We start from the raw sequence: 21,733 nt of genomic DNA, 5'->3' as shown, positions 1-21,733 counted from the left end.
TTACGCCACATTTACAGTGTTACCAACCGGCTTGTGCGCAATTGATCGCGCTTACCGCAATTTGGGTATTTATCTTAGGTGAAATGCTTATAAGTCATTGATCGGTAGAGGAATGGATCCAGAAGTCAAAGGAGCAGAACCCGTTTTTGGATGCTGCTCCTCTAGATTTTACAGGCCGAGTACTTCTACTCCTTGTTCGAAAACAATATCAACAGGAATGTCCTGAGATTCCAACCTATCAAGATCGGATTGCAATTCAGCGCCAATCACCCCTTTCTCAGCCACTAGCTCGCTCACCGCATGATAATCTCCGTCACCCTGGATGGTGAGAATGATTTCAGATAGAGCATTCATGGCTGTTTTCATTTTTTGAAAATCAACCTCATAAGTGCCATCTTCCTTCTTACTGAAAGCTCCCATTTCCTGGAAGAAATTGAAGCGGATCATGTTGGCTTTGCCGTGTGCACTGGCTGCTCCAAATCGGACAGATCGGAAGATTCCAGCCATAAAAGTGGTGTAATAGTCTTCTAGATTTCCTTCCAATTCACCTTTTTCGTGCAGCTGGGTGATCATGTACAGACCCAGGATATCTGCTTTACCTTCTTCCAGGGCAGAGCTGTGTTCTTGAAGTGCCGATCGGACTGTTCCTTTACCATTGATGGTATTTTTGATTCCCAGTCCGTGAGCTACTTCATGAAACATGGTGTTGCTGAAAAATGCATCGAATGTGATGTGCTGCTGCTGCTCAGGAGTAATCAGTACCTTAGAAATGGGTACGAGTATTTCATCAAATTTAGCACGCATGGCATTCTTCAATTGCAGTCTGCGTGATCCTTTGGCTAGCTGTACCTCTTCATCATTTGGTAAATTGATTGCTATCGTTTTAGATCCTGCATTACAATCTCCGGCATAGTAGACTACATCGTAGGCATTGAGGTCTGCATCACTTCCTGGTTTTTCTGCCTTATACTTTTCAGCAACAGGCAATCCTTTCTGCAGTTCAGGTAAATACGCGGCATATTTGGATAGGCGATCACTCCACAATTTGTCTTTCACCAGCACATACGCTTCATGTGCAGCCTTGTAATTATACAGTGCATCCTCATAGTTTTCTATTGGACCGATCACCACATCGATACCATTGGTTTTCATGTCCATCCAGGCCATATCAGATGGTTGGTAGTTGTCATCTAAAAGGGCCTCTGCACGGAGCGATAGGTACTTTTTGAGCCCCTCATCTTCAGCCAGTTGAGCACATTCTTTCAGAAGTTGGGATGCGCGCTGTACGTCTTCAGCAAACATTTCATAGTATGGAACGGTCGTCAATTCACCTGCTTCGTTTCTCCTGATGAATGTATACAGGCTTTTCTTTCCTTCCAGATCTGTTGCTTCAAACTCTTCTTTAGACATATCAGCTGGGTAGAAGTTGGCTCCAGCAGGTTTTGGACCTACTCCTTCGAGGAATGCCTGGTTGTCGTCCAGTCGATCCCATGGGCCGTAGTTGATCTGAACATATCTTTTTGTTGCCTCATCGGTAATGGAGCTCATCAAGGAATCCTTGTTCCCATAAGCTTCATACCAAAAAAGCTTGTCCATGACCTTGGCAGCTTCGATCAATTTTGGAATCATAGCTTTTTCAGCTTCACTCAATTGGGACAGGTCAGCGGTCAGCTTTACCTCCTTGTAATCGTCCAGTTTTGCCTGCATAGGAGAAGGTTCGGTTTCTGTTGTGGATTCTTGCTTTTCTGGCTGTGAGCAGCTAAACATAATCAAGGTGCTCAGGGCCACCAGTTTGGATAATTGATTCATAATTTGTTGGGTTAAGATTTGATGATTGAAAGTTACCAATTACCCATAAAAAAAGCGCTTTCGATTGAAAGCGCTTTCGATTTTCAGGTTAATTAATCTCATTTATTGAGCTTGTAAGCTGCTACCTGATTACCAAAAAAGGTGGGAACGTACAGTGTCATACTAGATTCGTCAAATTCTATATCTGCAGCATTGGCGCCAATTTCCTTGGTATCTAAAATGAGTTGTTTTTCCCAGTTAGAGGTGACATAGTAGACCTCTCCGTTCCAGTTAGACACTAGATAGTCTACACCAACTTTAACCACTCCATCTCCTCCTGGTATAGAATCCACCACTGGTTTCACCTCTTCGGTGGTATAGTCTATGGATCTGAAATCACCCGCACCAAAGGTGGCCAACATCATGCGTTCGCCATCATGAAACAGGCCATTGGGTCCACCCAGATTTTCTCCTTCCAGCCAGGTGCTGAGTGTACCGTCAGCTGAGTATTTATGTAGTTTGTTGGTATTGGAATCGCTGAAATAGACATTGCCATCGTCATCAGTAGCTATATCGTTGAGAAATTGTGCTTCTGGCACAGCTACTCTTTCGGTAATCTCGCCGGTGGTGACGTCTACAATCACCAACTCATCTATATTGGTAACATACAAGTTGTTACCGACCTTGCCCATTCCCTTAGGAGCATCCAGTCCCGTTATCCATTTCAGTTCGATTATAGATCCGTCTTTTGGTGAGACCTTAGCGATGTATCCATCCTCGTCCTGTTCGTTTGGTGGTACTCCATTGATGCAAGAGACGTAGAGTACATCATTGGACTTGTCATAGTATACAGACTCTGACGTGGTGAGTACCGTGTCAGATTCCCAGATTACTTCTAGTGATATTTTGTCCTCAACAGGCTCTTTTACTTCGGTTGATTCTGATTCGTTATTGGATTTTGGCTGGCTGCAAGCAACCACTAGCAGCGCCAGTGAAAGCTTTAGTAAGTTTTTCATAATCATGGTATTAATTGGTTTACACCTAGATAATCAATAGACGATCAATTTGTTAGTTGTAAGACTAAAAAAATCACCGTTTACATATGAATTTGGCATTTGAGCCCTTATCATTTTAGGAAACCACAAAAAATGCTCAAATTCATGAATCCAAAAAATAACAACCTATGAAGAAGTTAACCTATTTAGTATTGATTGGATCGCTGGCGGCTTGTCAGCCTGCAGAAAAGCAAACCAGTGATGCTTCGGCAATTGATACTGTGGCTATTGCCAATCACATTAAAACCCTCGCGTCCGACGAGTTTCTCGGAAGGAAGCCTTTCACAGAAGGTGAAGACAAGACCATAGCTTATTTGGCTGACCAGTTCAAGTCACTCGGCTTAACACCAGGCAATGACAATAGTTACTTTCAAGAAGTGCCATTGGTGGAATTAGATGCTCGACCTTCGTCCACCATGAGAATCAACGGTGGAAATGAAGAAGTTTCCCTGCAGGTGGGGGATGACTTTGTTGCTTACAGCGAGCGAGTGGAGGAGCTAAATGAGCTAGTGGATTCAGAGCTTGTTTTTGCCGGATTTGGGATCGTGGCTCCTGAATATGACTGGAACGACTATGAGGGGCTGGATGTAAAAGGAAAGACAGTGGTGGTGCTGGTAAATGATCCAGGATTTGGAGCCGAAGACAGCACTTTGTTTAAAGGACGCACCATGACATACTATGGTCGGTGGACTTACAAGTACGAAGAAGCAGCACGACAAGGAGCTGCAGGATGTCTGATCATTCATGACACAGCACCAGCGGGTTATGGCTGGGGAGTAGTGCGCAACTCCTGGTCTGGAGCTAGCCTGTATCTGGACCAAACCGGAGACAGTTATAAACCCATCGTTCAGGGTTGGATTACACGGGATGCAGCCATCCGGATATTTGAGGCCACAGAGGTGGATATGAAGGGGTTCGTGGAGCGCTCCCGAGCGGAGGATTTCCAGCCGATTCCTCTCAACCTCACAGCATCAGTGACCGTCGAAAACCGAATTAAGAAATCAACTTCCAACAACGTGGTTGCCGTGATAGAAGGAAAAACTAAACCTGAAGAATATGTGCTGTATTCTGCTCACTGGGATCACCTGGGCGTGGGTCCGGCAGTAGAGGGTGACAGTATTTACAATGGAGCTCATGACAATGCATCAGGCACAGCATCTTTGTTGGGTATTGCTGCGGCTTTTTCTAAGGCTGAGCAGCCAGAAAGAAGTGTGATCTTCCTGGCAGTGACTGCTGAGGAGCAGGGTTTGTTAGGATCTAAATACTATGGAGAAAACCCCATTTATCCTCCGGCACAGACAGTGGCCAATATCAATATGGATGGACTGGCATTTTATGGACCTATGAAAGACCTGACCATCATTGGCTATGGACAGTCAGAGCTGGACGAGTTGTCTGAGGCCATTGCCAAAAAACAGGGTCGGTACATCATTCCAGACCCAACTCCTGGCAAAGGATATTTCTTTAGATCAGATCATTTCCAGTTTGCCAAAGTGGGCATCCCAGCGATGTTTTCTATGGGTTCATATGAGCACATGACCAAAGGCGTGGCGTATATCGAAGAGCGAACTCGGGAATTTGAGACAACAGCCTATCATCAACCGGCTGATGAGTACAACTCTGACACCTGGGAGTTTGGTGGAATCTATCAGGATGCCACACTCTATTATGAGCTTGGTCAGCAGCTGGCCAATAGCGACCAGTGGCCAAAATGGAAAGAAGGCTCTGAGTTCAAGTCGATTAGAGAAAAGTAAGAAAATAGTCATCATGAAGAGGCTGTCTTAAAAGTTTGGTTAACTGAAAATGTGTCACATTGAGGTTCTCGAAATGGGACTTTTCGCAGAGAAAAAAGGCTTCGAGGACCTCAGCCTGACATTTTTAAATTACTTTTTAGACAGCCTATTATTTTCAAAGATTCACTTCTGATATTTGCAGTGTTCAAAAACCATTTGGCAAACTTTTTGACTGGGTAGTTAATGAAACGATTCCTTAACATGACAAGCCAATGGTTATTCAAAACATTGATTATCCCAATTATCAAGCATTGAAGCGATTGATTGTAAACAAGTTTCCAAATGGAAATATCAGCGATCAAGAACTGCAAAAGCTCAGTTTGCTTGCCTCAGAGCATGGGATCAGTAAAGAGGAGGTGGTGGAGCTACTGGACCTTTTGGATATGGGTTAATGCTGCCCTATGGCACCACGTTTACCAAGCTCAACTACCTCTAGATTTTTCGGCTTTCCCGAAACCAAATCGAATCTAAGGAGTGTTTTTACCTGATGAAAACCGTGGATTCCAGCTGCTCCAGGATTCATAAAGAGCAGGTTATTGGCAGGGTCTGGTTGCACCTTGAGAATATGTGAGTGTCCACAGATCAAGAGGTTAGGTTGGTGAGCCTGAATAAGTTTTTGGACTCTTGGGTTGTATCTTGGTGGCTTGGCAGCAATGTGTGTCATCAACACCTTCACACCTTCTCGGACAAATATCTGGTCCTCAGGTGTCGCCTCCCGAACCTCATGTCCATCTATGTTGCCAAAAACAGCAACTGTGGGCTTGAATGCTTCCAACTGCTCCAGAAGTGCCAGCGTACCAATATCTCCGGCATGCCAGATTTCATCTACTTGTTGAAAGTAGTCAAATACCTTTGGGTCAAGATAGCTATGGGTGTCTGAGATCAGGCCGATTTTCATGGCACAAACATACGAAGATCAGCTCCCCCTAGAAAGCAAGAGCTATTCCTACACCAGATGAAGCTGGTTTGATTTGGTAGCGAGCCCGGATTTGTGGCTCCTGGTATCCATTGTTATAGAAGGTGGCTGCTTTCACGGCTTTTTTGGAGAACACATGGTCTATAACCGTGGAGACTGCCAGGGTGGCCAGGCCAGCATACGTGAGATTCAGATTTGGTTCCTGATCCAGCTGTAGCTGTAACAGTGGCCAGGTAGATAAGACAGACCCTGTGGCACCCAGGATTGATTTGGATAGGAACATGCCAGCCAATGGCTTGCTATACTCGTCCATGTTTGGATCGTCTGCCATAAATACCACTAGCTGCTGTTGAGTGAGTTCAAAGCCGCACATCTTTATTGCTGTTTTTTGTTTGAACAGACCCTTTTTTTCGAATGTAAAAGGAAGCTCCTGAGCACTACTATTCAATGCCGAAAGCAAGACAGTCCCAACGATTAATACGAGGTAAAGAAGCGTGGTTCGGATGTGAATCATATTCCATTAGTGGTCAATCAGCAGACAAAATACCAGTTATCTAACAAAGATGTTCAAATATCGAAATCCCAACGCTGAAAATCGATATAAGACTTCATTTTGATCTAGCTATTGGCAAGTTTGTATCATGAGAGGAATCGTATTTACTGAACTATTGGAAATGGTGGAGCAATCCTACGGGTATGATCTTGTGGATGAAGTGCTCCAGAAAGTGCGGCCAACGATCAAGGGGACATACACCACTGTGGGTAGTTATCCCCATCATGAGATGGTTCAGATACTGGTTCTACTGTCTCAGCATTTGGGCAAGTCAGTGGATGAGCTGATGGTGGACTATGGCACCTATCTATTTGGTGTCTTCAGCAAATCCTATCAGTCCTTTTTTCATGAGGATATGGACGCTTTTGCTTTCTTATCGGGCATTGAGGAGAAAATACATCCAGAGGTGAGAAAACTTTATCCAGATGCAGAATTGCCATCATTTGTTATTGAAAAATACCAGGATGATGAACTAATCCTCTTATATGAATCTGTCCGCTGCATGGGTGCGTTTGCTCATGGGTTAATACAGGGGTGTCTCCATTATTTTAATGAGGAGGCAGATATACAAATGAAAAAACTAGACGAAAAAGGTGTTAGAGTTAGATTCGTTATCCGCAGAAAAGCTTAAAAAGCAAGTAGAGTTACTTCAGCGCCGTGTGGTCAGGGAGCGAGAGGCTCGCTATGAAGCGGAGTCTTTGCTGGAGAAGAAATCTCTGGAATTATATAGATCCAATCGTGATTTGCAGCGGTTAAATGAGACTTTGGAACGTCGGGTAAATGAGCGTACGAACACTTTGGCTTCTCTTATCCAACACCTTCATGCGGGTATTCTGTTTGAAAATGCGAACCGGGAAATCGTCTTAACCAATGAGAAATTTTGTGAGTTGTTCGAAATCCCGGCAGCACCTCAGCATCTGGTAGGAAACAACTGTAAAGATGACTTAAGCACTGCGGCAAGTTTGTTTGAAGATCCAGACACTTTCGTAAGCCGGGTAGAGGAACTAATCGAAAACCGCGAAAAAGCAATCGGTGACATCCTCAAGATGCGCAATGGTAAAGTACTGGCTCGTGACTTCATACCCACTTTTTTGGGTGATGAGTACCTGGGGCATCTCTGGAAATATCGAGATGTAACAGATAGATTTTACTTCGAACAAAAAATCATTGCATCAGAGGAAAAGTACCGGGGAATTATTGAAAATATGGAATTGGGCCTGCTAGAGGTAGACCCGAATCACAAAATCATCAAAGCCTATGATCGTTTTTGTGACATGACTGGTTATACACGGGATGAACTAGAAGGGAAAAACGCTGTGGAGCTTTTAATGCCACCTGAGTATCAGGAGCTAATGAATGGCCAGGATGACCAGCGCGCAGTGGGTAAGCAAAGCATCTACGAAATGCAGCTGATCCGTAAAGATGGCGAACGCATTTGGGTATTGATCAGCGGGGCTCCATTTATGGATGATCGTGGCAATCTGGTAGGTTCTATTGGTATCCACTACGATATTACACCACGCAAAAACCTCGAAAATGAACTAAGGCTAGCCAGAGAAGTGGCTGAAGGAGCACGAGCTGCCGAGAAGGAATTTCTGGCCAACATGAGCCATGAAATTAGAAATCCGATTAATGCCATTGCCGGATTGATTAATCTGCTGTATGACACATCGCTGAACTCCGTGCAGTTGGATTATCTAAATAACATTAAGTATTCTGCAGATATACTACTAGGTCTGATATCGGATGTGTTGGATATCTCCAAAATCGAATCCGGAAAAATGGAACTCAATGAGCAACCGGTCGACTTGGTGGAAAATGTACGTGCAGTAGTCCAGACTTACCATTTTAGGAATAGTAAGGATATTCAGTATAAGGTCATGTTGGACCCTCAGTTGGATTTTGATGTGGAGGTAGACCCTACTATTTTGAATCAAATTTTTCTTAACTTGATAGGTAACGCCTCTAAGTTCACAGAATCTGGTGAAATCACCACGAGTTTGGAGTTGATTGAGGACCTGCAGGAAACAGTGAGCGTCAGGTGTACCGTGTCTGATACAGGTATTGGTATAGAAGAAAATCAACTTAAGGCGATATTCGAGAGTTTCCAACAAGGAGATAAACAAACCAAACTTAAATATGGAGGCACAGGACTAGGACTGACAATTGTACAAAGGCTGGTAGGTATGTATCAGGGGCAGGTAGAAGTAACCAGTACAGTAGGTGAGGGGTCTCAGTTTTCTTTCAACATGGTTTTTAGAAAAAGCAAAGTGCGCAAACAAGAAGGTCAAATGCATCATCAACAAGACATACTACCACAGGGGATCAATCATGTGCTGATTGTGGAGGATAACAAAATCAATCAGCAGTATCTGATCGGTCTATTAGAAAAATGGGAGATCACTTATGATCTGGCCAACCATGGTGGAGAGGCACTTGAATGGATTAAAAAGAGTAGTTATGACCTTGTTTTGATGGATATTCGCATGCCAGTGATGGATGGGTATGAGACGACCATTAGAATCAGAACAGCAGAGCACAACCCCAATAAGGATATCCCGATAATAGCGCTCACAGCATCAGCTCTGGTAGATGAAAAGGAAAAAGCCATTGCCGCAGGTATGAACCATCACCTGTCCAAGCCGTTTTCTCCAGAGCAGCTGCTGCACATATTTGATCAGTTAACTGAGGCAGACTTAGGAGGAACCAATGAACCAATGAAAGCATTTCAATTTTCTGCTGAACTGGACAGGCCATATCTGGAGTCATTTTACGGAGAAGATTACGAGCGCGCCCAGTTGATGTTTGAGATATTCTTAAAGACCATAGGAGCAGATATTGAGCAACTCAAAATGCATTTTGATTCGGAAAACTGGCAAGAGTTAGCTACATTGGCACATCGGATTAAGCCAAACTTTGTAATGGTCGGTCTGAGCCAACAGACAGATCAAATGCTGGAAATTGAACAAGTTGCCAAACGGCAAGATGCTAGCACTATTCGCCATCTGGTCCCGCAGTTTCTGGATCAATTTGCCAGCCATCATCAACTAGTAGAACAAGAGCTAGACAAGCTGTCACAGTTTAACAATTAGTTACTTTGAACAATGCTATAATATGAATTGCATAATAGTTGAGGATGACCAAATGGCACGTGCTTCATTGGAGTCCATGTGCAAGAAAATCGATGATCTGGAAGTAGTTGGATCTTTTGATAACGGGCTGGACGCCCTCAAGCTGATCAAGTCTGAACCGGTGGACCTTATCCTATTGGATATCCAAATGCCTGATTTTTCGGGATTGGACCTGATCAAAAGCCTGGACAAAAAACCTCAGATCATTTTTACCACCGGTCATGCAGAGTATGCAGTAGAGGCATTTGAACATCGGGTAACTGATTTTCTCACTAAACCCGTGGAGCTTGCGCGCTTACTCAAAGCCATTGATCACGCCCGTGAAAATCTATCCATGTCTCCCTCAGAGGAGATGTCCGAGTTGTTCCTCAAAGTGGATGGGAGGTATGTACGCCTCAATCTGGATGATGTGTTGTACGTAGAATCTCTCGGGGATTATGTCTCGTTCCGCACCATGACTGACAAGTATATTGTACATTCTACATTGAAGAATATCGACGACAAGATCAAGAATAAAAAGTTCTTGAAAGTGCATCGTTCGTTTGTGGTGAACTTGTCTAAAGTAGTTGATATCGAAGAAACCAACATGGTCATTCACGACAAGGTGATCCCGATCAGTCGAGCCCACCGACCAGTTTTGATGAACCGCATCAAGACAATTTAACGACCAGATTTGCTGAAAATCTACGAATGAGGTTCAGTTAACGAAAGCTATCTGAGCCAGCCAAGATCTAGAGGTACCTTAGCTTAAAAACAAGTAAGGTTATGGAAGTATTCATCTGGATTTTTATCGTTGCTTTTGCGATCGTCTTTTACAGCTATCTCGGCTATGGAGTTTTGCTGGGTTTACTCGTCAAACTTTTCGGGAAAGAGCAAAGGTTTGCTCAGCAGACGAATGAAGAACTGCCAGAGGTGGCCATGTTAGTTGCAGCTTATAACGAGCAGGATGTCATCATTCACAAGATAGAGAACTGCCTGAAAATGGACTACCCTCAGGAAAAGCTTCATCTATATTTTGTGACGGATGGATCCAATGACCTCACTTCCAGAATCGTTCGGTTGTTCCCTAATGTAAAATTCTTTCACCATCCAGCCAGAAGAGGAAAGCTATCGGCCGTAGATCGCGTGATGAAGCATATCAAGGAGCCCATCACCATATTCACGGATGCCAACGCCATGATCAACAAAGAGGCTCTCAGGCTGATGGTGCGCCACTTCCAAAATCCACAAGTAGGTGCGGTGGCTGGTGAGAAATCAGTCATCGCAGAAGGAGATGCAGCTAGTGCCGGAGAGGGAATTTACTGGCGCTATGAGTCATTGCTCAAACGATGGGATTACCAACTACATAGTGTGGTGGGAGCCGCAGGGGAGCTGTTTGCCATACGAACGGATCTCTATGAAAAACCAGAACAAGATACTTTGATTGAGGATTTTGTCATGACCATGCGTATAGCGGCAGACGGCTATCGAGTGGCCTATGAGTCAGATGCCAGAGCCATGGAGCACTCCTCAGACTCTTTACATGAAGAAATGAAGCGCAAGGTGAGAATCTCTGCTGGAGGATTGCAGGCCATTTGGCGCCTGGGGTTCATCCTTAATCCTTTCAAATACGGAGTACTTACCTTCCAATACATTTCACATCGCGTGTTGCGGTGGACACTGGCGCCGATTTCACTGGTCTTGCTATTTGTAACCAATTTGGTACTGATCCAGTCTGGTCACTGGTTTTGGTGGGGCATGCTCAGCGGTCAAATAGGATTCTACCTGGCAGCAATTACCGGATACTATTTGGAAAGTAACAATCTTCGTGTGAAGGCGCTCTACATTCCTCTTTACTTCACTTTCATGAATTTAAATGTGTTCCTGGGTTTTTTAAAGCTGATCGCTGGCAATCAAAGTGTGGTATGGGATAAAGCTAAACGAAGAGCATGAAGAAGGTTAGTATTATCACAGTCAATTACAACCAACCTGAAGTAACGTTGGAGTTGTTGAAATCTCTGCGAGAACAGGACTATCAAAACCTGGAGGTGATCGTGGTGGATAATGGATCCAGGGAGGATGCAAGTGCCAGGATCAATGAAGAATATCCCGAGACAATTACCATCCGCAGTGAGAAAAACCTTGGTTTTGCTGGTGGAAATAACCTGGGAATTAGAGCCAGCACAGGTGATTGTCTCTTCTTTTTGAATAACGATACTGTGGTCCCAAAAGGAACGATTGCTTCTTTGGTGGATGTGTTGCATCGCGAAGAGGAGACCGGGGTTGTTTGTCCAGTAATCAATTACTTTGATCACCCGAAAGTCACACAGTTTGCCGGTTATACACCTATCAACACAATTACCGGGCGAAATCATGCGGTAGGTTACATGAAGCAGATTCCTGTTGACAGGTTATTGATGGAGTCACCTTTTGCGCATGGTGCTGCGATGATGCTGCGTAGGAGTGTAGTCGATCAGGTCGGGTTGATGCCAGAGAATTATTTTCTCTACTACGAAGAACTAGACTGGGGAGCTAAAATCACGAAAGCCGGTTTCAAAATAAAAGTAGATCGATCTGTGCGAATTTTTCATAAGGAATCGATTTCTACTGGCAAAGCGTCTCCTTTAAAAACCTATTTTCAAACACGGAATAGAATACTATTTATGCGTCGCAATGTGAGAGGCCTCAGAAAAATCGCTTTTCTTTTGTTCTTCACCTTTTTAGCATTTCCCAAGTCTTTACTCGGCTTTCTGATGAAAAGGGAGATGGATCATTTTTATTCCTTTTGGAATGGCGCGATCTGGAACCTGTTCAATAGCACAGATAGTCTCAAGCTAGGATATAAATACGATCAATTGAAAGGTTGATTTAACCAAACAGCTGTTTTTGTTCGTCTCTGTTGAGCTTAAGGTCTTCCGATATTCTGAACTTAGTAGGGAGCATTAAGAGCATGATTAACAACGCTACACCAGTGGTGAAATAGTTAATGTAAGAGACTGTAACAATGCATACCACCACCCCAAAGAGTGCGGCAAACTCCATCAGAGCCATTCGTATGATATGTGCTGTCTGATAGATGGCGAGTTTCCTCTCTGTCGGTGGATTTTCTTTTAACTGTCCGTTAATCTGTGATTTGAAGACGATCAGAGCTCCTGGTACTGAGATCATTAGAGCAACTATTGGTATGAATGTCAGGATGTTAGTATCATCATAAAGCACGCCCTCCTTGGGTTGCAAAATCAACAAATAAGAAATAATGCCTAGAAGCATAGGTCCGGCCATGAGGCCTAAGTGGATGACTCTTATCACCTGAAAGGGTCCTGAAGATGGTTGTGATTCCATACGTTTTGGTTGTTTAGACCAAAGTACAAAAAATAAGGATGGTAATACTTACTTCATTTTGATTAAGTAAGATCTGATTTTGCGGATGCTGTTTTTCCCAGCGCTCACAAATTCATATACATCACAAAAGCTGTAGGTGTTGTCGCTATCGACAAACTCTCCGGTGAGTGCTGCATCCTTGCCATGTGTGATTATTTGGTGAATGGTGAACACTTCTGCTTTAAAATCCGCCATTTCCATAATGGCGGATTTGAAGTCTTCCAAACCTGAGATCACTTTGTCACCAACCATTTCCCATTGGATATCAGCGGAGACTGAGTTGAGTATGGTGTCGACATCTCCGGTCATGAAAGCGATGTTGAGATCTCTAAGAAATGCTTTTTTGGGTGAATTCTCACAGTCTAAAGGGATGTTGAACTTAGTCATGTGATGAAGCATTAGGTTTTAATAAACTCAATTTGTTGCCTTCTGAGTCGCTGAATTGGCGGTAAGTGCCGATTCCTGGTATTTCGTGAGCCTCACTCAAAAGTTGACCTCCGTGAGTAACGATCAGATCACTGGCCGTGTCTATGTTTTCCACACCAATGACGAATGCTGGATGCTCAGCAGATCCGGGTTGTATGGGGTAGAGTCCTCCATCAATAGATCCGGCAGGTGCCCCTGGCTTGACGTCTTTTTCAGCAGTAGTGCAGGTAATGTAATGATTCATTTCTGAGCCATATTGGTGTAGTTTCCAACCAAATACGTTGGTGTAAAAGTTTTTGGCACGGTCTGCATTCTTGTATGGTAGTTCAAAATGTACGACTGGGTTCATGGCTATATTAGTCTTGATAGAACACTTTTTCGAAATCAGCGATAATCAGTTTGCGCATTTTGAGCATGGCTTCTGTCACGCGTTGTACTTGCTCAGGGGTGCCAGTGCTCATCATCTCAATAAATCGTTTGGGGATAATCTGCCAGGAGAGATCATACTTGTCTTTGCACCAGCTACACATGCTTTCTTCTCCTCCATCTGCCGTCAGCGAATCCCATAGATGGTCTACTTCTGCCTGGTCTTCACAGAATACCTGGAAGGAAACCGATTCGTTGAATTTGAATTTTGGACCTCCGTTGAGTCCCGCGAATGGCATTCCATTGAGTTCAAAATCCACGAGCAAGTTGGATGCTGAAATGATTTTGGAATTGGGAAAAATGGAGCAGTAGAACTCCGCCGCTTCCTTGGCCTGATTGTCATACCACAGGCATGGCTTGATGTTGGATTGGATTTGACTCATGATTTTTGGCGATTAGGTTTGGTTAGTGATTGTATCAGCTTAGGATATCTAAGCAGTAGTCCGCCCCAGAGCAATACCGATAGATAAACCGGAAACAAAATATGACTGAATAGGGGTTGGTCCATCCGAAAGTTGGTAGCGATAGCTCCACCGAAATATCCAGTTGTGAGAATAGCCCCGATGAAGGAAGTCTTCGGTATCATGTAGAGCATGGTGACTGCCAAACCTAGCAAGCCGATGGTGGAAATGTGGTGTGGCTGGTATCCAAGGTTCAAAGTTGCTTCCACTACTTCTTTTGGTTGGATGAGTTTCATTATCCCATCGGCAAGCATGAATAGTATGGCTAGTCCACTCATGATGCTTCCAATTATCGATTTTGTTTTCTGTTGCATGGTATTAGAGGTTTAACAATTCAAAGTTTGAAGTTTTCAATAAGAAAATCGAAGTGCCAATGCGAATAGATGAGGGGTTGATTGCGACAGCCGAAAGCGGTAACTTAGATGCATAATTGTAAGATGATGAAGCACGTTTCTATTCTTGTTCCTAAGGGTCAGTACAGTATTGTCAACATAGCCGGGGCATTTCAAATATTGAACTGGGCGAGCGATGTTTATGCACAGCAAACCCGTCAGCCGTTGTTTCAGGTAGAGTTTGTCGGGCACAGAAAGCCAGCCCAGGATGCTGAGGGGTTCTATACCGTCACTCCACCCAAAACCATTTCAGAAATCGACAAGACCGATTTGATCATCGTGCCAGCGGTACACGGCGATCTTCAGGAAGGCATAGCCAACAATACTGAGGTGATTCACTGGATTGCTGATCAGTATAAAAAAGGTGCAGAGATAGCAGCTTTTTGCATTGGCGCGTTTTTACTCGCCGAAACGGGGATTTTGGATGGAAAGACCTGTTCTACCCACTGGGGCCACGCTCAAACGCTTCAAGACATGTTTCCCAACATTCGCGTGGAAGCAGAGAATATCGTGTCCATTAGTGATGGAATCTATACAAGTGGCGGAGCTTATGCCTTCACCAACCTGGTGATTTACCTGATCGAAAGGTATGGTGGACGGGAGCTGGCGCTGATGACTGCCAAAGCCTTTATGATTGATGTGGACAAGAACAATCAATCCCTCTATATGATCTTCAATGGACAGAAAAATCATGGAGATGATATGGTGTTGAAAGTTCAGGAGCATATTGAGAAACACTACAAAACCAGTATTACGGTAGGCGAACTGGCCGATGATCGAGCCACTAATCGACGGACTCTGGAGCGCCGATTCAAGTCAGCTACGGGCAACTCCGTCATCCAGTATCTGCAGCGTGTCAGGGTAGAGGGAGCGAAGAAGATACTGGAGCAAAGCAGCAAATCGGTGACTGATGCCATGTTTGGCTCGGGGTATTCTGATGCCAAATCATTTCGGGAGGTTTTTCGCAAATACGTTGGCGTGAGTCCTCTAGACTACAAGAAAAAGTTTGTGAAAGAAGACACTCGAAAGGTGGAGGCACAAAACACTTACTGACCTACTTTTTCTAGTTCTCTTAGTATGGAGTCTGCCATTGCTGCCATTCGCTGAGATTTACTCTTTCGTAATTCCAAATATCTGTAGTAGCGTTCGGCATTGTCGAGTTGCTGATTGACGATGATTTCATAGTCAGGATGGCTTCCGGACGGTATTTGTTGATACTTTTCTGCACATTCCACCAGCTTTTCTTCTACATACATCAGTTGCTCTATGTTGTTGGCAAAAGCGGCTAGAGGAATGTAAAAGTCTACGGTAAACACTTCATAGCTTTCATTGGTGAGGATGTAATGAATCACATCAATCGGATACTGTGGAGCAGTATAGATGGTGGTACTGTAATCCATTATTACATTACTGTCGAGCTTTTGTCGAAACTCCACATTGTACCGATTATGGTACTCCGTGAATGCCGAAAATGCTTCCTGATAATGCGTAATCCCCACTTCCAACAATTCGATCATCCGCTGACCTTGCTTGAGCTTGTCATTTTCGGCCTTTTGCTCCGAGAAGACAACAGCCACATACACACCGATCGTCACGATGATCAGGTCAAAAACCAGCTGCAGGTAGTTGATGGTCTTGAAGGCGGAGAGGAATCGGTTGGCCATAATCGTGATTTAGTTTACAATTATGAAAGATAATCAAACTCCGGTAAATCGCTCCTTCTTTTACAGTTGATTATAGGGTTTGTACTGCTTTTGAATAATTGTCACCTCCGCTTCATTCAATTCCTTCAAGGCTTGCTCATATTCTTCGTGATTTCTGATGATGATTCCTTTCTGGTGTTTGGGCAGAGATGAATAGAAGTGGAATTGTTGATGTACCTTTTCCAGTGTTTGCTGTTCTTCCAAGTTCACATATTCCTTGCCGTCTGTTATTTCTTCATAGCGTTTTAGAGCAATATTTTGAATCAACAGCTGAGATTCTGTCTTGGTGGGCATGTTTCGAATCACCTGTACCAGGTAGAACCATCTGCCAGTAGTAATCTCTGAGAGGTAGTGATCACCATATTTTAAGGCAAATAATGTCGAATCTTCTTGCAACTCCTGGTGAATTTGGTTCTTTATTTCTGATGAAGGTTTTAGGATCTTTCGTTCATGATAGTAGACGCTTTGCTCAGTATTAAAAATAGCTTCCTGATGTGAAAAGTTTTCTGTTATGCTTCTAAATGCATCATCGTTCAAGCATCTTTTGACATCTATTACATCTGAATTTCTTTTGTAATCTTCATAAAGGTTCCAAACAGGAAGGTTAGGATGTACACGAAAGGAATCCCCTGTGAGGCTAGCTGTCGATGTAGTCCCGATCGATTCTACGGCAATTGACTCCTCACCAAACCTATTGAGTAGTGGTATTTCATTGTATCGAGATATGCCCATGCCAGGCATTGAGATCAGAGAAGTCTCCTCACTGAAAACCATTTGCCCATCACTTAGGTAACTAACGTCTCGGGTATTGTCTTGATAAGTGATTACTCTTACATCTCCATTTTCCAGATATTCTTGAATGGCCTTGATGTCTCCTTCACTGTATGAAAATGTCGTCTTTCCACCGGGATGGTAAACAGTCTTGGAGCCCAATTGATCATGGTCATAAAAGAATTCTGAATATTTACCTGTCTCTATGAAAAAGGATGAAGATGCTATTGTCAAGTCTTCATTACAGCTCACAATCATACTCAAATGGTGATTTGGAGGAGTTTCATATACATCAATGGACTCCAATCCGCCATTGGGGAAATACTTAAAGTTAGATGCTGTGGATTTGTCAAAGTGGAGGAGTGTCGCTTCTTTGATCCAGCCGTTTGCATACTTGCTTTTAATGTCAAAATATTCATGTGGTTGGATGACATGGTCTTGCTCCAGGTTAGTGTCAGAGCAGCTAATTACAAGCGACAGTGTCAGAAGGGCAATGATATAAACTGGACATTTGATTAGTTGATTCATCATGGCGAATAGATCGTTTAGTTAATATGGCTATTACTGGTAAAAGTAACAGAATTTTCTGATTGGCAGATAACTAAATGATAATTCCTGTTACCAGAATGAATTTGTATTTGAGTGGTCCTCTATCTTTACCGATATGAAGAATCATTTGTTACTGGTTCTATTGTTCGTTTTGACTTGTAAAGCGAACGGTCAGGCAATTCCCAGGGTATATAATGCATTGTTTACCTCTACACCACTTACCATCGATGGTTACCAGGAACCCGCGTGGGATCAAGCGTTATGGTCGGATGACTTCATCGATATTGAAGGTGAGAAGGTTCCAACCTATCAAACCAGAGTAAAAATGCTTTGGGATAGTACTTATCTCTACTTTTTTGCACAGATGGAAGAGCCTCATGTCTGGGGTGATATTACCAAACGAGATGCAGTGATTTTTTACAACAATGACTTTGAGGTGTTCATAGATCCTGATGGTGATACGCACAACTACATGGAGTTTGAGATGAATGCACTCAATACGGTTTGGGATTTGTTTTTGACTAAACCTTACCGAAATGGTCCAAAAGTGATTGACAATTGGGACATTAAGGGAATCCAAACGGCAGTTCAGATTGATGGCAGTTTGAATGATCCTTCTGATAAGGATAAAGGATGGACAGTAGAAATCGCCATGCCCTGGAGTGCTTTGCTGGAAGCATCTGATGGTAAACTGCCCCTGGACGATTATTGGCGGATCAATTTCTCCAGAGTTAACTGGGACTTTGAGTTGAATAACGGAGCCTACTCACGCAAGAGAGACCTCAATGGTAAGTACCTACCGGAGTACAATTGGGTTTGGAGTCCACAAGGTGTGATCAACATGCACGAGCCTGAGCATTGGGGGTTTGTCTATTTCTCTGCCAATCAAAAAAGATTTAAAGTGCCATATGACGAGTTACTCAGGAGAAAACTTTACGAAACCTATCGACAACTACATAAGCGGGAACTTATTTTGACAGATAGCTCGTATTTTGCGATTCAGTTTCAGGGCGTAGAAATTCCGGTAAGTTGTGAAAGGAATAAAACTGGTTGGAATCTTTATTTGATCAGTCCTGAAACTGGTAGTGAGATTGTCATTCGTGAAGACGGACAATCGATGATCCTGACCAATTGATATGAAGCATACATTACTATTTTTTGTCTTTATTCTGGGTATTGCGAGTTGTCAATCTACCAAACCGGCGGAGATAAAGGAAGATGAACCATTTACGGTGTGGACCTGGATGACCGCCCGCCGAGATATGCCTGACAGTGCCTACCAGACGCGTTTCAAACAGTTGGAAGCAAGTGGGGTAGATGCAGTGCTGATCAATACAGGTACTGACCCCAAAGAGCTGGAGCGTCTAGCAGCTTTAGCGACTGAAGCCGGCCTGGAAGTTCACGCCTGGATGTTTACAATGAATAGGCCTGGGGATACCGTAGCGCTGAAGCACCCCGAATGGTACGCCGTGAGCCGGGAGGGTAAGTCATGTTTTGATACACGACCTTATGTGGACTATTACCAGTGGATGTGCCCTACACGTGAAGCCAGTAGATCACATGTGTTGAGCCTGGTGGAAGGACTTGCTAAAGTACCTGGAGTCGCTAGCGTTCATCTGGACTATATCCGCTATTCTGATGTGTTTTTGCCCATAGGACTTTTGCCAAAGTACGACCTGATACAGAATGAAGAGTTGCCTGAGTTTGATTTTTGCTACTGCGACGTTTGTCTAGGTGAGTTTGAAAAGATACATCATAAAAATCCGCTCGCTATGGAACATCCCGAACTGGACATAGAATGGCGTCAGTTTCGACTCAATCAAGTCAAGGCGGTGGTGGACGATGCTTACGAGATAGCCCATGCCCACGATAAGGTCTTAACAGCGGCAGTTTTTCCTTATCCGGAGATGGCGGCCAATATGGTTCGTCAGCGATGGGATAAGTGGAATGTGGACAAGGTCCTACCAATGATTTATCACAACTTCTATAATGAGGAGTTGGACTGGATAGCTTTTGCTACTCGTCAGGGAGTTACCGATTTATCCGCTAAGGAAACCGAGTTACATACCGGATTGTATCTACCATCGATTGCTCCGGAAGAATTGCTGAAAGCCATTACTTACGCCAGAGACCAAGGGGCCCGCGGCGTGGCTCTTTTTGATGCCAATGCGCTAAGTGATCAACACTTACAGGTCCTCCAACAGTTTAAAACCTCCATTCAATGATTAAACGAAGAAAATTTATAGGACAAGCTGCTGTAGGCGCTATGTCCTTGAGCGCACTGCAAGCTTGTGCTTCACAGTCAAAAGAACCTAAGCGTGTAGCCAAACCTGTTGCTATTTCTACCTGGGGACACGGTATGATGGCCAATAATGAGTCCTGGCAGTTTTTGAAAGATGGAGGTTCTGCCCTAGATGCCGTAGAGCGTGGCGTACGTGTGGTGGAGAGTGACCCAAAGGTAATGACCGTTGGCATTGGAGGTTTTCCCGATAGAGAAGGCAAAGTGACCCTGGATGCCTGCATCATGGATAAGTACAGCAACTGTGGGTCAGTTGCCTATCTTCAGGATATTGTGAATCCAATCTCAGTTGCTCGTAAAGTGATGGAGGAGACCCCACATATCATGTTGGTTGGTGCAGGAGCCAAGCAGTTCGCTTTGGAGCAGGGCTTCAAAGAGGATAACTTACTTACACCGGAGGCAGAGAAGGCTTATCAAAATTGGCTAAAGGAGTCGCAGTATCAACCTGTGATAAATATTGAGAATCACGATACGATCAGCATGCTCGCCCTGGATCAAAATGGTGATCTGGCAGGAGCCTGTACCACCAGCGGAGCTGCTTATAAGATGAACGGTCGCGTGGGGGATTCACCGATTATCGGTGCTGGCTTATTCCTCGACAATGAAGTGGGAGCCGCTGCGGCCACAGGTCTTGGTGAGGCAGTGATCCGTACTGCTGGTAGCGCCATGGTGGTGGAGCTGATGCGTCAGGGTAAATCTCCAGAGGAGGCCTGTGTGGAAGTAACCAATCGCATTTATCAGCTGTATAAGAAGCGTGATGATCTGGACTACCTGCAGGTAGGATTTATTGCTCTGAATAAACAAGGCGAGTACGCTGGTTATTCCCTCAAGGAAGGATTTAACTATGCCATTCATCATCCTGAGAAACAAGAATTGGTAGATGCCCGATATAGTATCTAACAATACGTTAAAGTTCCCATTTTAGCCCTTCTCGAGCAATTCCGTACCCTTTGGAAGTCACTAACCGCACAGCATCAGATTCCGTTCGCAGTAGTGGATTGGTATGATTGAAGTGGATGAAGTGGATTTTGGCTCGTTCACTTGCTGGTAAAGAATCAAACAGTCGCATCGATTCTTCCACGAAAGGATGAGGAATCTCTGACATGTCCCGATTGCCCACCTCTCCATTTGCATAAAAGGTTGCATCCAATAGTGCTAGATCTACATTTTTGATAAGTGCTGTGACGTCTCTATCCCATAGATTCCACTTATCTATGTCAGGAATGAATAGCACCTTCTTGTTCGGTCCATTGATCTGAAAGCCCACGGTTTCTGTGTATTCACCGCGGTGCGGAACGGTGATAGGAATTACCGAAATAGCACGATTTAGTCGGATGCTTGAGTCTGGTTTTATAGATTGAATCTGAATATTTTTCAGGGCCACCAATTGATCCCATGGACCATTTGATTGTAGGTATGCGCTCATTTTTGGCAGGCCATAGACTGGTACCCGGCTAGCGTTTATCGCTTCTCTTCCCAGGTGTGCCAAACCGGTATAATGTCCCATATGACCGTGAGTCAGAAATATGCCACTCGGAAGATGAAATGCCAGGGTATCCAATTGACCGGAGAGGATCTTGCTTTGTACTTTGAAGTCAGGTGTAGCCTCAAACATCCAGGTTTGTTGAGTAGCGTAATCAACCAAACCCAGGCTTGTAACCTTTTGATGTTTTTCAGGCTGATCCCACAGCTTGCTGCAGCATTCTTTCATACACCCTATCTGAGGAGATCCTGCATCTTGAGCCACTCCTAGTACTGTTAAAAATACCCCATCTGAATTGGAGGCTTGTGGCTCTTGCTCAGTGGAACTGCAGGATGTTAACTGTAGCAGGGTCCAGAACAGTAAAATGAATATGACTTGATTCATTGACCTAATTTAACGAAATCAGGCACTATGCAAGCTGCTGGTCAGCTTTTCGGAGCCACTTCTGACTTGTTTTTTCGTTTAAGTCCAATGAGCATCAATCCGATACCAGTACCAAGCATGAGTCCATTCCAGAAATCTGGCACGTTTACATAATGGCTTACGATTTGAGATGAAGCAATGAACAGAGCTCCAATAAAAAGGATTATGAAACGAAAGTTTTTAGGTTGTGTCATAAGTTCGGTT

General features: G+C 44.0%; 24 protein-coding genes. 11 read left to right on the top strand and 13 right to left on the bottom strand.

All coding sequences use genetic code 11. The features are described from left to right. Positions 1 to 168: 168 nt before the first annotated feature. Both ACO067_RS03585 and ACO067_RS03580 read right to left on the bottom strand, forming a co-directional pair. The gene (locus tag ACO067_RS03585) at positions 169 to 1,809 is read right to left on the bottom strand and encodes a dipeptidyl-peptidase 3 family protein (RefSeq protein WP_421870902.1); all 1,641 of its coding nucleotides are present in this window, start codon (positions 1,807 to 1,809) and stop codon (positions 169 to 171) included. Between the two features lie 98 nt (positions 1,810 to 1,907). Beyond that, on the bottom strand, positions 1,908 to 2,804 hold the full coding sequence (locus tag ACO067_RS03580; protein WP_421870900.1) for a gluconolaconase: 897 nt from the start codon (positions 2,802 to 2,804) through the stop codon (positions 1,908 to 1,910). A gap of 167 nt (positions 2,805 to 2,971) precedes the next feature. Between ACO067_RS03580 and ACO067_RS03575 the strand changes: the two genes are divergently transcribed. Together ACO067_RS03575 and ACO067_RS03570 are read left to right on the top strand one after the other, a co-directional pair. Next, entirely contained in the window at positions 2,972 to 4,597 is a 1,626-nt protein-coding gene (locus ACO067_RS03575) for a M28 family metallopeptidase (protein WP_421870898.1), read from the top strand. A gap of 251 nt (positions 4,598 to 4,848) precedes the next feature. Next, positions 4,849 to 5,028 carry a hypothetical protein gene (locus ACO067_RS03570; RefSeq protein WP_421870896.1) on the top strand — a complete coding sequence of 60 codons (180 nt, stop codon included), beginning with the start codon at positions 4,849 to 4,851 and terminating at the stop codon, positions 5,026 to 5,028. Here the strand turns inward: ACO067_RS03570 and ACO067_RS03565 are convergent. Then, complete coding sequence (locus tag ACO067_RS03565; protein WP_421870894.1) at positions 5,025 to 5,534, bottom strand: metallophosphoesterase family protein; 510 nt, start codon at positions 5,532 to 5,534, stop codon at positions 5,025 to 5,027. The two genes, ACO067_RS03570 and ACO067_RS03565, sit on opposite strands and share 4 nt — an antisense overlap. Positions 5,535 to 5,562: 28 nt before the next feature. After that, positions 5,563 to 6,066, bottom strand: a complete 504-nt coding sequence (locus ACO067_RS03560; RefSeq protein ID WP_421870892.1) for a hypothetical protein — start codon at positions 6,064 to 6,066, stop codon at positions 5,563 to 5,565. A gap of 127 nt (positions 6,067 to 6,193) precedes the next feature. Here ACO067_RS03560 and ACO067_RS03555 point away from each other — a divergent pair, with 127 nt between their 5' ends. The 5 genes from ACO067_RS03555 (at position 6,194) to ACO067_RS03535 (ending at position 12,082) form a co-directional block, all read left to right on the top strand. Further along, positions 6,194 to 6,736, top strand: a complete 543-nt coding sequence (locus tag ACO067_RS03555; RefSeq protein ID WP_421870890.1) for a heme NO-binding domain-containing protein — start codon at positions 6,194 to 6,196, stop codon at positions 6,734 to 6,736. Beyond that, complete coding sequence (locus ACO067_RS03550) at positions 6,699 to 9,197, top strand: PAS domain S-box protein (protein ID WP_421870888.1); 2,499 nt, start codon at positions 6,699 to 6,701, stop codon at positions 9,195 to 9,197. Before ACO067_RS03555 ends, ACO067_RS03550 begins: the two co-directional genes overlap by 38 nt. A 22-nt stretch (positions 9,198 to 9,219) precedes the next feature. Then, positions 9,220 to 9,900: a LytR/AlgR family response regulator transcription factor gene (locus ACO067_RS03545; protein WP_421870886.1), complete on the top strand. Its 681-nt coding sequence runs from the start codon at positions 9,220 to 9,222 to the stop codon at positions 9,898 to 9,900. 101 nt (positions 9,901 to 10,001) lie between these two features. Continuing rightward, positions 10,002 to 11,168: a glycosyltransferase family 2 protein gene (locus tag ACO067_RS03540; RefSeq protein ID WP_421870884.1), complete on the top strand. Its 1,167-nt coding sequence runs from the start codon at positions 10,002 to 10,004 to the stop codon at positions 11,166 to 11,168. After that, positions 11,165 to 12,082 (top strand): glycosyltransferase family 2 protein, encoded by a 918-nt coding sequence (locus tag ACO067_RS03535; protein ID WP_421870882.1) that lies wholly within the window; start codon positions 11,165 to 11,167, stop codon positions 12,080 to 12,082. Before ACO067_RS03540 ends, ACO067_RS03535 begins: the two co-directional genes overlap by 4 nt. A gap of 1 nt (position 12,083) precedes the next feature. Here the strand turns inward: ACO067_RS03535 and ACO067_RS03530 are convergent, their stop codons facing one another. The 5 genes from ACO067_RS03530 to ACO067_RS03510 are packed head-to-tail and all read right to left on the bottom strand — an operon-like array spanning position 12,084 to position 14,223. Continuing rightward, complete coding sequence (locus ACO067_RS03530; protein ID WP_421870880.1) at positions 12,084 to 12,557, bottom strand: hypothetical protein; 474 nt, start codon at positions 12,555 to 12,557, stop codon at positions 12,084 to 12,086. A gap of 48 nt (positions 12,558 to 12,605) precedes the next feature. Beyond that, entirely contained in the window at positions 12,606 to 12,983 is a 378-nt protein-coding gene (locus ACO067_RS03525) for a nuclear transport factor 2 family protein (protein WP_421870878.1), read from the bottom strand. Then, complete coding sequence (locus tag ACO067_RS03520) at positions 12,976 to 13,371, bottom strand: VOC family protein (RefSeq protein WP_421870876.1); 396 nt, start codon at positions 13,369 to 13,371, stop codon at positions 12,976 to 12,978. The genes ACO067_RS03525 and ACO067_RS03520 overlap by 8 nt, the downstream gene beginning before the upstream one ends. A 7-nt stretch (positions 13,372 to 13,378) precedes the next feature. Further along, positions 13,379 to 13,831 (bottom strand): VOC family protein, encoded by a 453-nt coding sequence (locus tag ACO067_RS03515; RefSeq protein ID WP_421870874.1) that lies wholly within the window; start codon positions 13,829 to 13,831, stop codon positions 13,379 to 13,381. After that, complete coding sequence (locus ACO067_RS03510) at positions 13,828 to 14,223, bottom strand: DoxX family protein (protein ID WP_421870872.1); 396 nt, start codon at positions 14,221 to 14,223, stop codon at positions 13,828 to 13,830. The genes ACO067_RS03515 and ACO067_RS03510 overlap by 4 nt, the downstream gene beginning before the upstream one ends. A 123-nt stretch (positions 14,224 to 14,346) precedes the next feature. Between ACO067_RS03510 and ACO067_RS03505 the strand changes: the two genes are divergently transcribed. Further along, positions 14,347 to 15,354, top strand: coding sequence for a GlxA family transcriptional regulator (locus ACO067_RS03505; protein WP_421870870.1), 1,008 nt, complete (start codon positions 14,347 to 14,349; stop codon positions 15,352 to 15,354). Here the strand turns inward: ACO067_RS03505 and ACO067_RS03500 are convergent. Both ACO067_RS03500 and ACO067_RS03495 read right to left on the bottom strand, forming a co-directional pair. After that, positions 15,348 to 15,965 (bottom strand): hypothetical protein, encoded by a 618-nt coding sequence (locus ACO067_RS03500; protein WP_421870868.1) that lies wholly within the window; start codon positions 15,963 to 15,965, stop codon positions 15,348 to 15,350. The genes ACO067_RS03505 and ACO067_RS03500 overlap by 7 nt on opposite strands. A 60-nt stretch (positions 15,966 to 16,025) precedes the next feature. Further along, a complete protein-coding gene (locus ACO067_RS03495; RefSeq protein WP_421870866.1) occupies positions 16,026 to 17,306 on the bottom strand; it encodes a hypothetical protein in 1,281 nt (426 codons plus the stop codon). Between the two features lie 133 nt (positions 17,307 to 17,439). Here ACO067_RS03495 and ACO067_RS03490 point away from each other — a divergent pair, with 133 nt between their 5' ends. The 3 genes from ACO067_RS03490 to ACO067_RS03480 are packed head-to-tail and all read left to right on the top strand — an operon-like array spanning position 17,440 to position 20,523. After that, on the top strand, positions 17,440 to 18,459 hold the full coding sequence (locus tag ACO067_RS03490) for a carbohydrate-binding family 9-like protein (RefSeq protein ID WP_421870864.1): 1,020 nt from the start codon (positions 17,440 to 17,442) through the stop codon (positions 18,457 to 18,459). Position 18,460: 1 nt separating this feature from the next. Continuing rightward, entirely contained in the window at positions 18,461 to 19,549 is a 1,089-nt protein-coding gene (locus ACO067_RS03485) for a hypothetical protein (protein ID WP_421870862.1), read from the top strand. Continuing rightward, the gene (locus ACO067_RS03480) at positions 19,546 to 20,523 is read left to right on the top strand and encodes an isoaspartyl peptidase/L-asparaginase family protein (protein ID WP_421870860.1); all 978 of its coding nucleotides are present in this window, start codon (positions 19,546 to 19,548) and stop codon (positions 20,521 to 20,523) included. The genes ACO067_RS03485 and ACO067_RS03480 overlap by 4 nt, the downstream gene beginning before the upstream one ends. 7 nt (positions 20,524 to 20,530) lie before the next feature. On the opposite strand, the gene ACO067_RS03475 is transcribed toward ACO067_RS03480, so the two are convergent. Beyond that, positions 20,531 to 21,490: an MBL fold metallo-hydrolase gene (locus ACO067_RS03475; protein WP_421870858.1), complete on the bottom strand. Its 960-nt coding sequence runs from the start codon at positions 21,488 to 21,490 to the stop codon at positions 20,531 to 20,533. Positions 21,491 to 21,531: 41 nt separating this feature from the next. Next, positions 21,532 to 21,723 (bottom strand): hypothetical protein, encoded by a 192-nt coding sequence (locus ACO067_RS03470; RefSeq protein ID WP_421870856.1) that lies wholly within the window; start codon positions 21,721 to 21,723, stop codon positions 21,532 to 21,534. Between the last annotated feature and the right edge of the window lie 10 nt (positions 21,724 to 21,733).

Source organism: Marinoscillum sp., from assembly GCF_965229915.1.
Taxonomy (GTDB): Bacteria; Bacteroidota; Bacteroidia; order Cytophagales; family Cyclobacteriaceae; genus Marinoscillum.
Note: the sequence above shows the minus strand (reverse complement) of the source record. Positions and strands in the feature narration are given on the sequence as shown.

Coding starts and splice junctions, on each gene's coding strand:
- ACO067_RS03585 (WP_421870902.1), bottom strand. CDS start 1,809: ATGAATCAATTATCCAAACTGGTGGCCCTGAGCACCTTGATTATGTTT.
- ACO067_RS03580 (WP_421870900.1), bottom strand. CDS start 2,804: ATGAAAAACTTACTAAAGCTTTCACTGGCGCTGCTAGTGGTTGCTTGC.
- ACO067_RS03575 (WP_421870898.1), top strand. CDS start 2,972: ATGAAGAAGTTAACCTATTTAGTATTGATTGGATCGCTGGCGGCTTGT.
- ACO067_RS03570 (WP_421870896.1), top strand. CDS start 4,849: ATGGTTATTCAAAACATTGATTATCCCAATTATCAAGCATTGAAGCGA.
- ACO067_RS03565 (WP_421870894.1), bottom strand. CDS start 5,534: ATGAAAATCGGCCTGATCTCAGACACCCATAGCTATCTTGACCCAAAG.
- ACO067_RS03560 (WP_421870892.1), bottom strand. CDS start 6,066: ATGATTCACATCCGAACCACGCTTCTTTACCTCGTATTAATCGTTGGG.
- ACO067_RS03555 (WP_421870890.1), top strand. CDS start 6,194: ATGAGAGGAATCGTATTTACTGAACTATTGGAAATGGTGGAGCAATCC.
- ACO067_RS03545 (WP_421870886.1), top strand. CDS start 9,220: ATGAATTGCATAATAGTTGAGGATGACCAAATGGCACGTGCTTCATTG.
- ACO067_RS03540 (WP_421870884.1), top strand. CDS start 10,002: ATGGAAGTATTCATCTGGATTTTTATCGTTGCTTTTGCGATCGTCTTT.
- ACO067_RS03535 (WP_421870882.1), top strand. CDS start 11,165: ATGAAGAAGGTTAGTATTATCACAGTCAATTACAACCAACCTGAAGTA.
- ACO067_RS03530 (WP_421870880.1), bottom strand. CDS start 12,557: ATGGAATCACAACCATCTTCAGGACCCTTTCAGGTGATAAGAGTCATC.
- ACO067_RS03525 (WP_421870878.1), bottom strand. CDS start 12,983: ATGACTAAGTTCAACATCCCTTTAGACTGTGAGAATTCACCCAAAAAA.
- ACO067_RS03520 (WP_421870876.1), bottom strand. CDS start 13,371: ATGAACCCAGTCGTACATTTTGAACTACCATACAAGAATGCAGACCGT.
- ACO067_RS03515 (WP_421870874.1), bottom strand. CDS start 13,831: ATGAGTCAAATCCAATCCAACATCAAGCCATGCCTGTGGTATGACAAT.
- ACO067_RS03510 (WP_421870872.1), bottom strand. CDS start 14,223: ATGCAACAGAAAACAAAATCGATAATTGGAAGCATCATGAGTGGACTA.
- ACO067_RS03505 (WP_421870870.1), top strand. CDS start 14,347: ATGATGAAGCACGTTTCTATTCTTGTTCCTAAGGGTCAGTACAGTATT.
- ACO067_RS03500 (WP_421870868.1), bottom strand. CDS start 15,965: ATGGCCAACCGATTCCTCTCCGCCTTCAAGACCATCAACTACCTGCAG.
- ACO067_RS03495 (WP_421870866.1), bottom strand. CDS start 17,306: ATGATGAATCAACTAATCAAATGTCCAGTTTATATCATTGCCCTTCTG.
- ACO067_RS03490 (WP_421870864.1), top strand. CDS start 17,440: ATGAAGAATCATTTGTTACTGGTTCTATTGTTCGTTTTGACTTGTAAA.
- ACO067_RS03485 (WP_421870862.1), top strand. CDS start 18,461: ATGAAGCATACATTACTATTTTTTGTCTTTATTCTGGGTATTGCGAGT.
- ACO067_RS03480 (WP_421870860.1), top strand. CDS start 19,546: ATGATTAAACGAAGAAAATTTATAGGACAAGCTGCTGTAGGCGCTATG.
- ACO067_RS03475 (WP_421870858.1), bottom strand. CDS start 21,490: ATGAATCAAGTCATATTCATTTTACTGTTCTGGACCCTGCTACAGTTA.
- ACO067_RS03470 (WP_421870856.1), bottom strand. CDS start 21,723: ATGACACAACCTAAAAACTTTCGTTTCATAATCCTTTTTATTGGAGCT.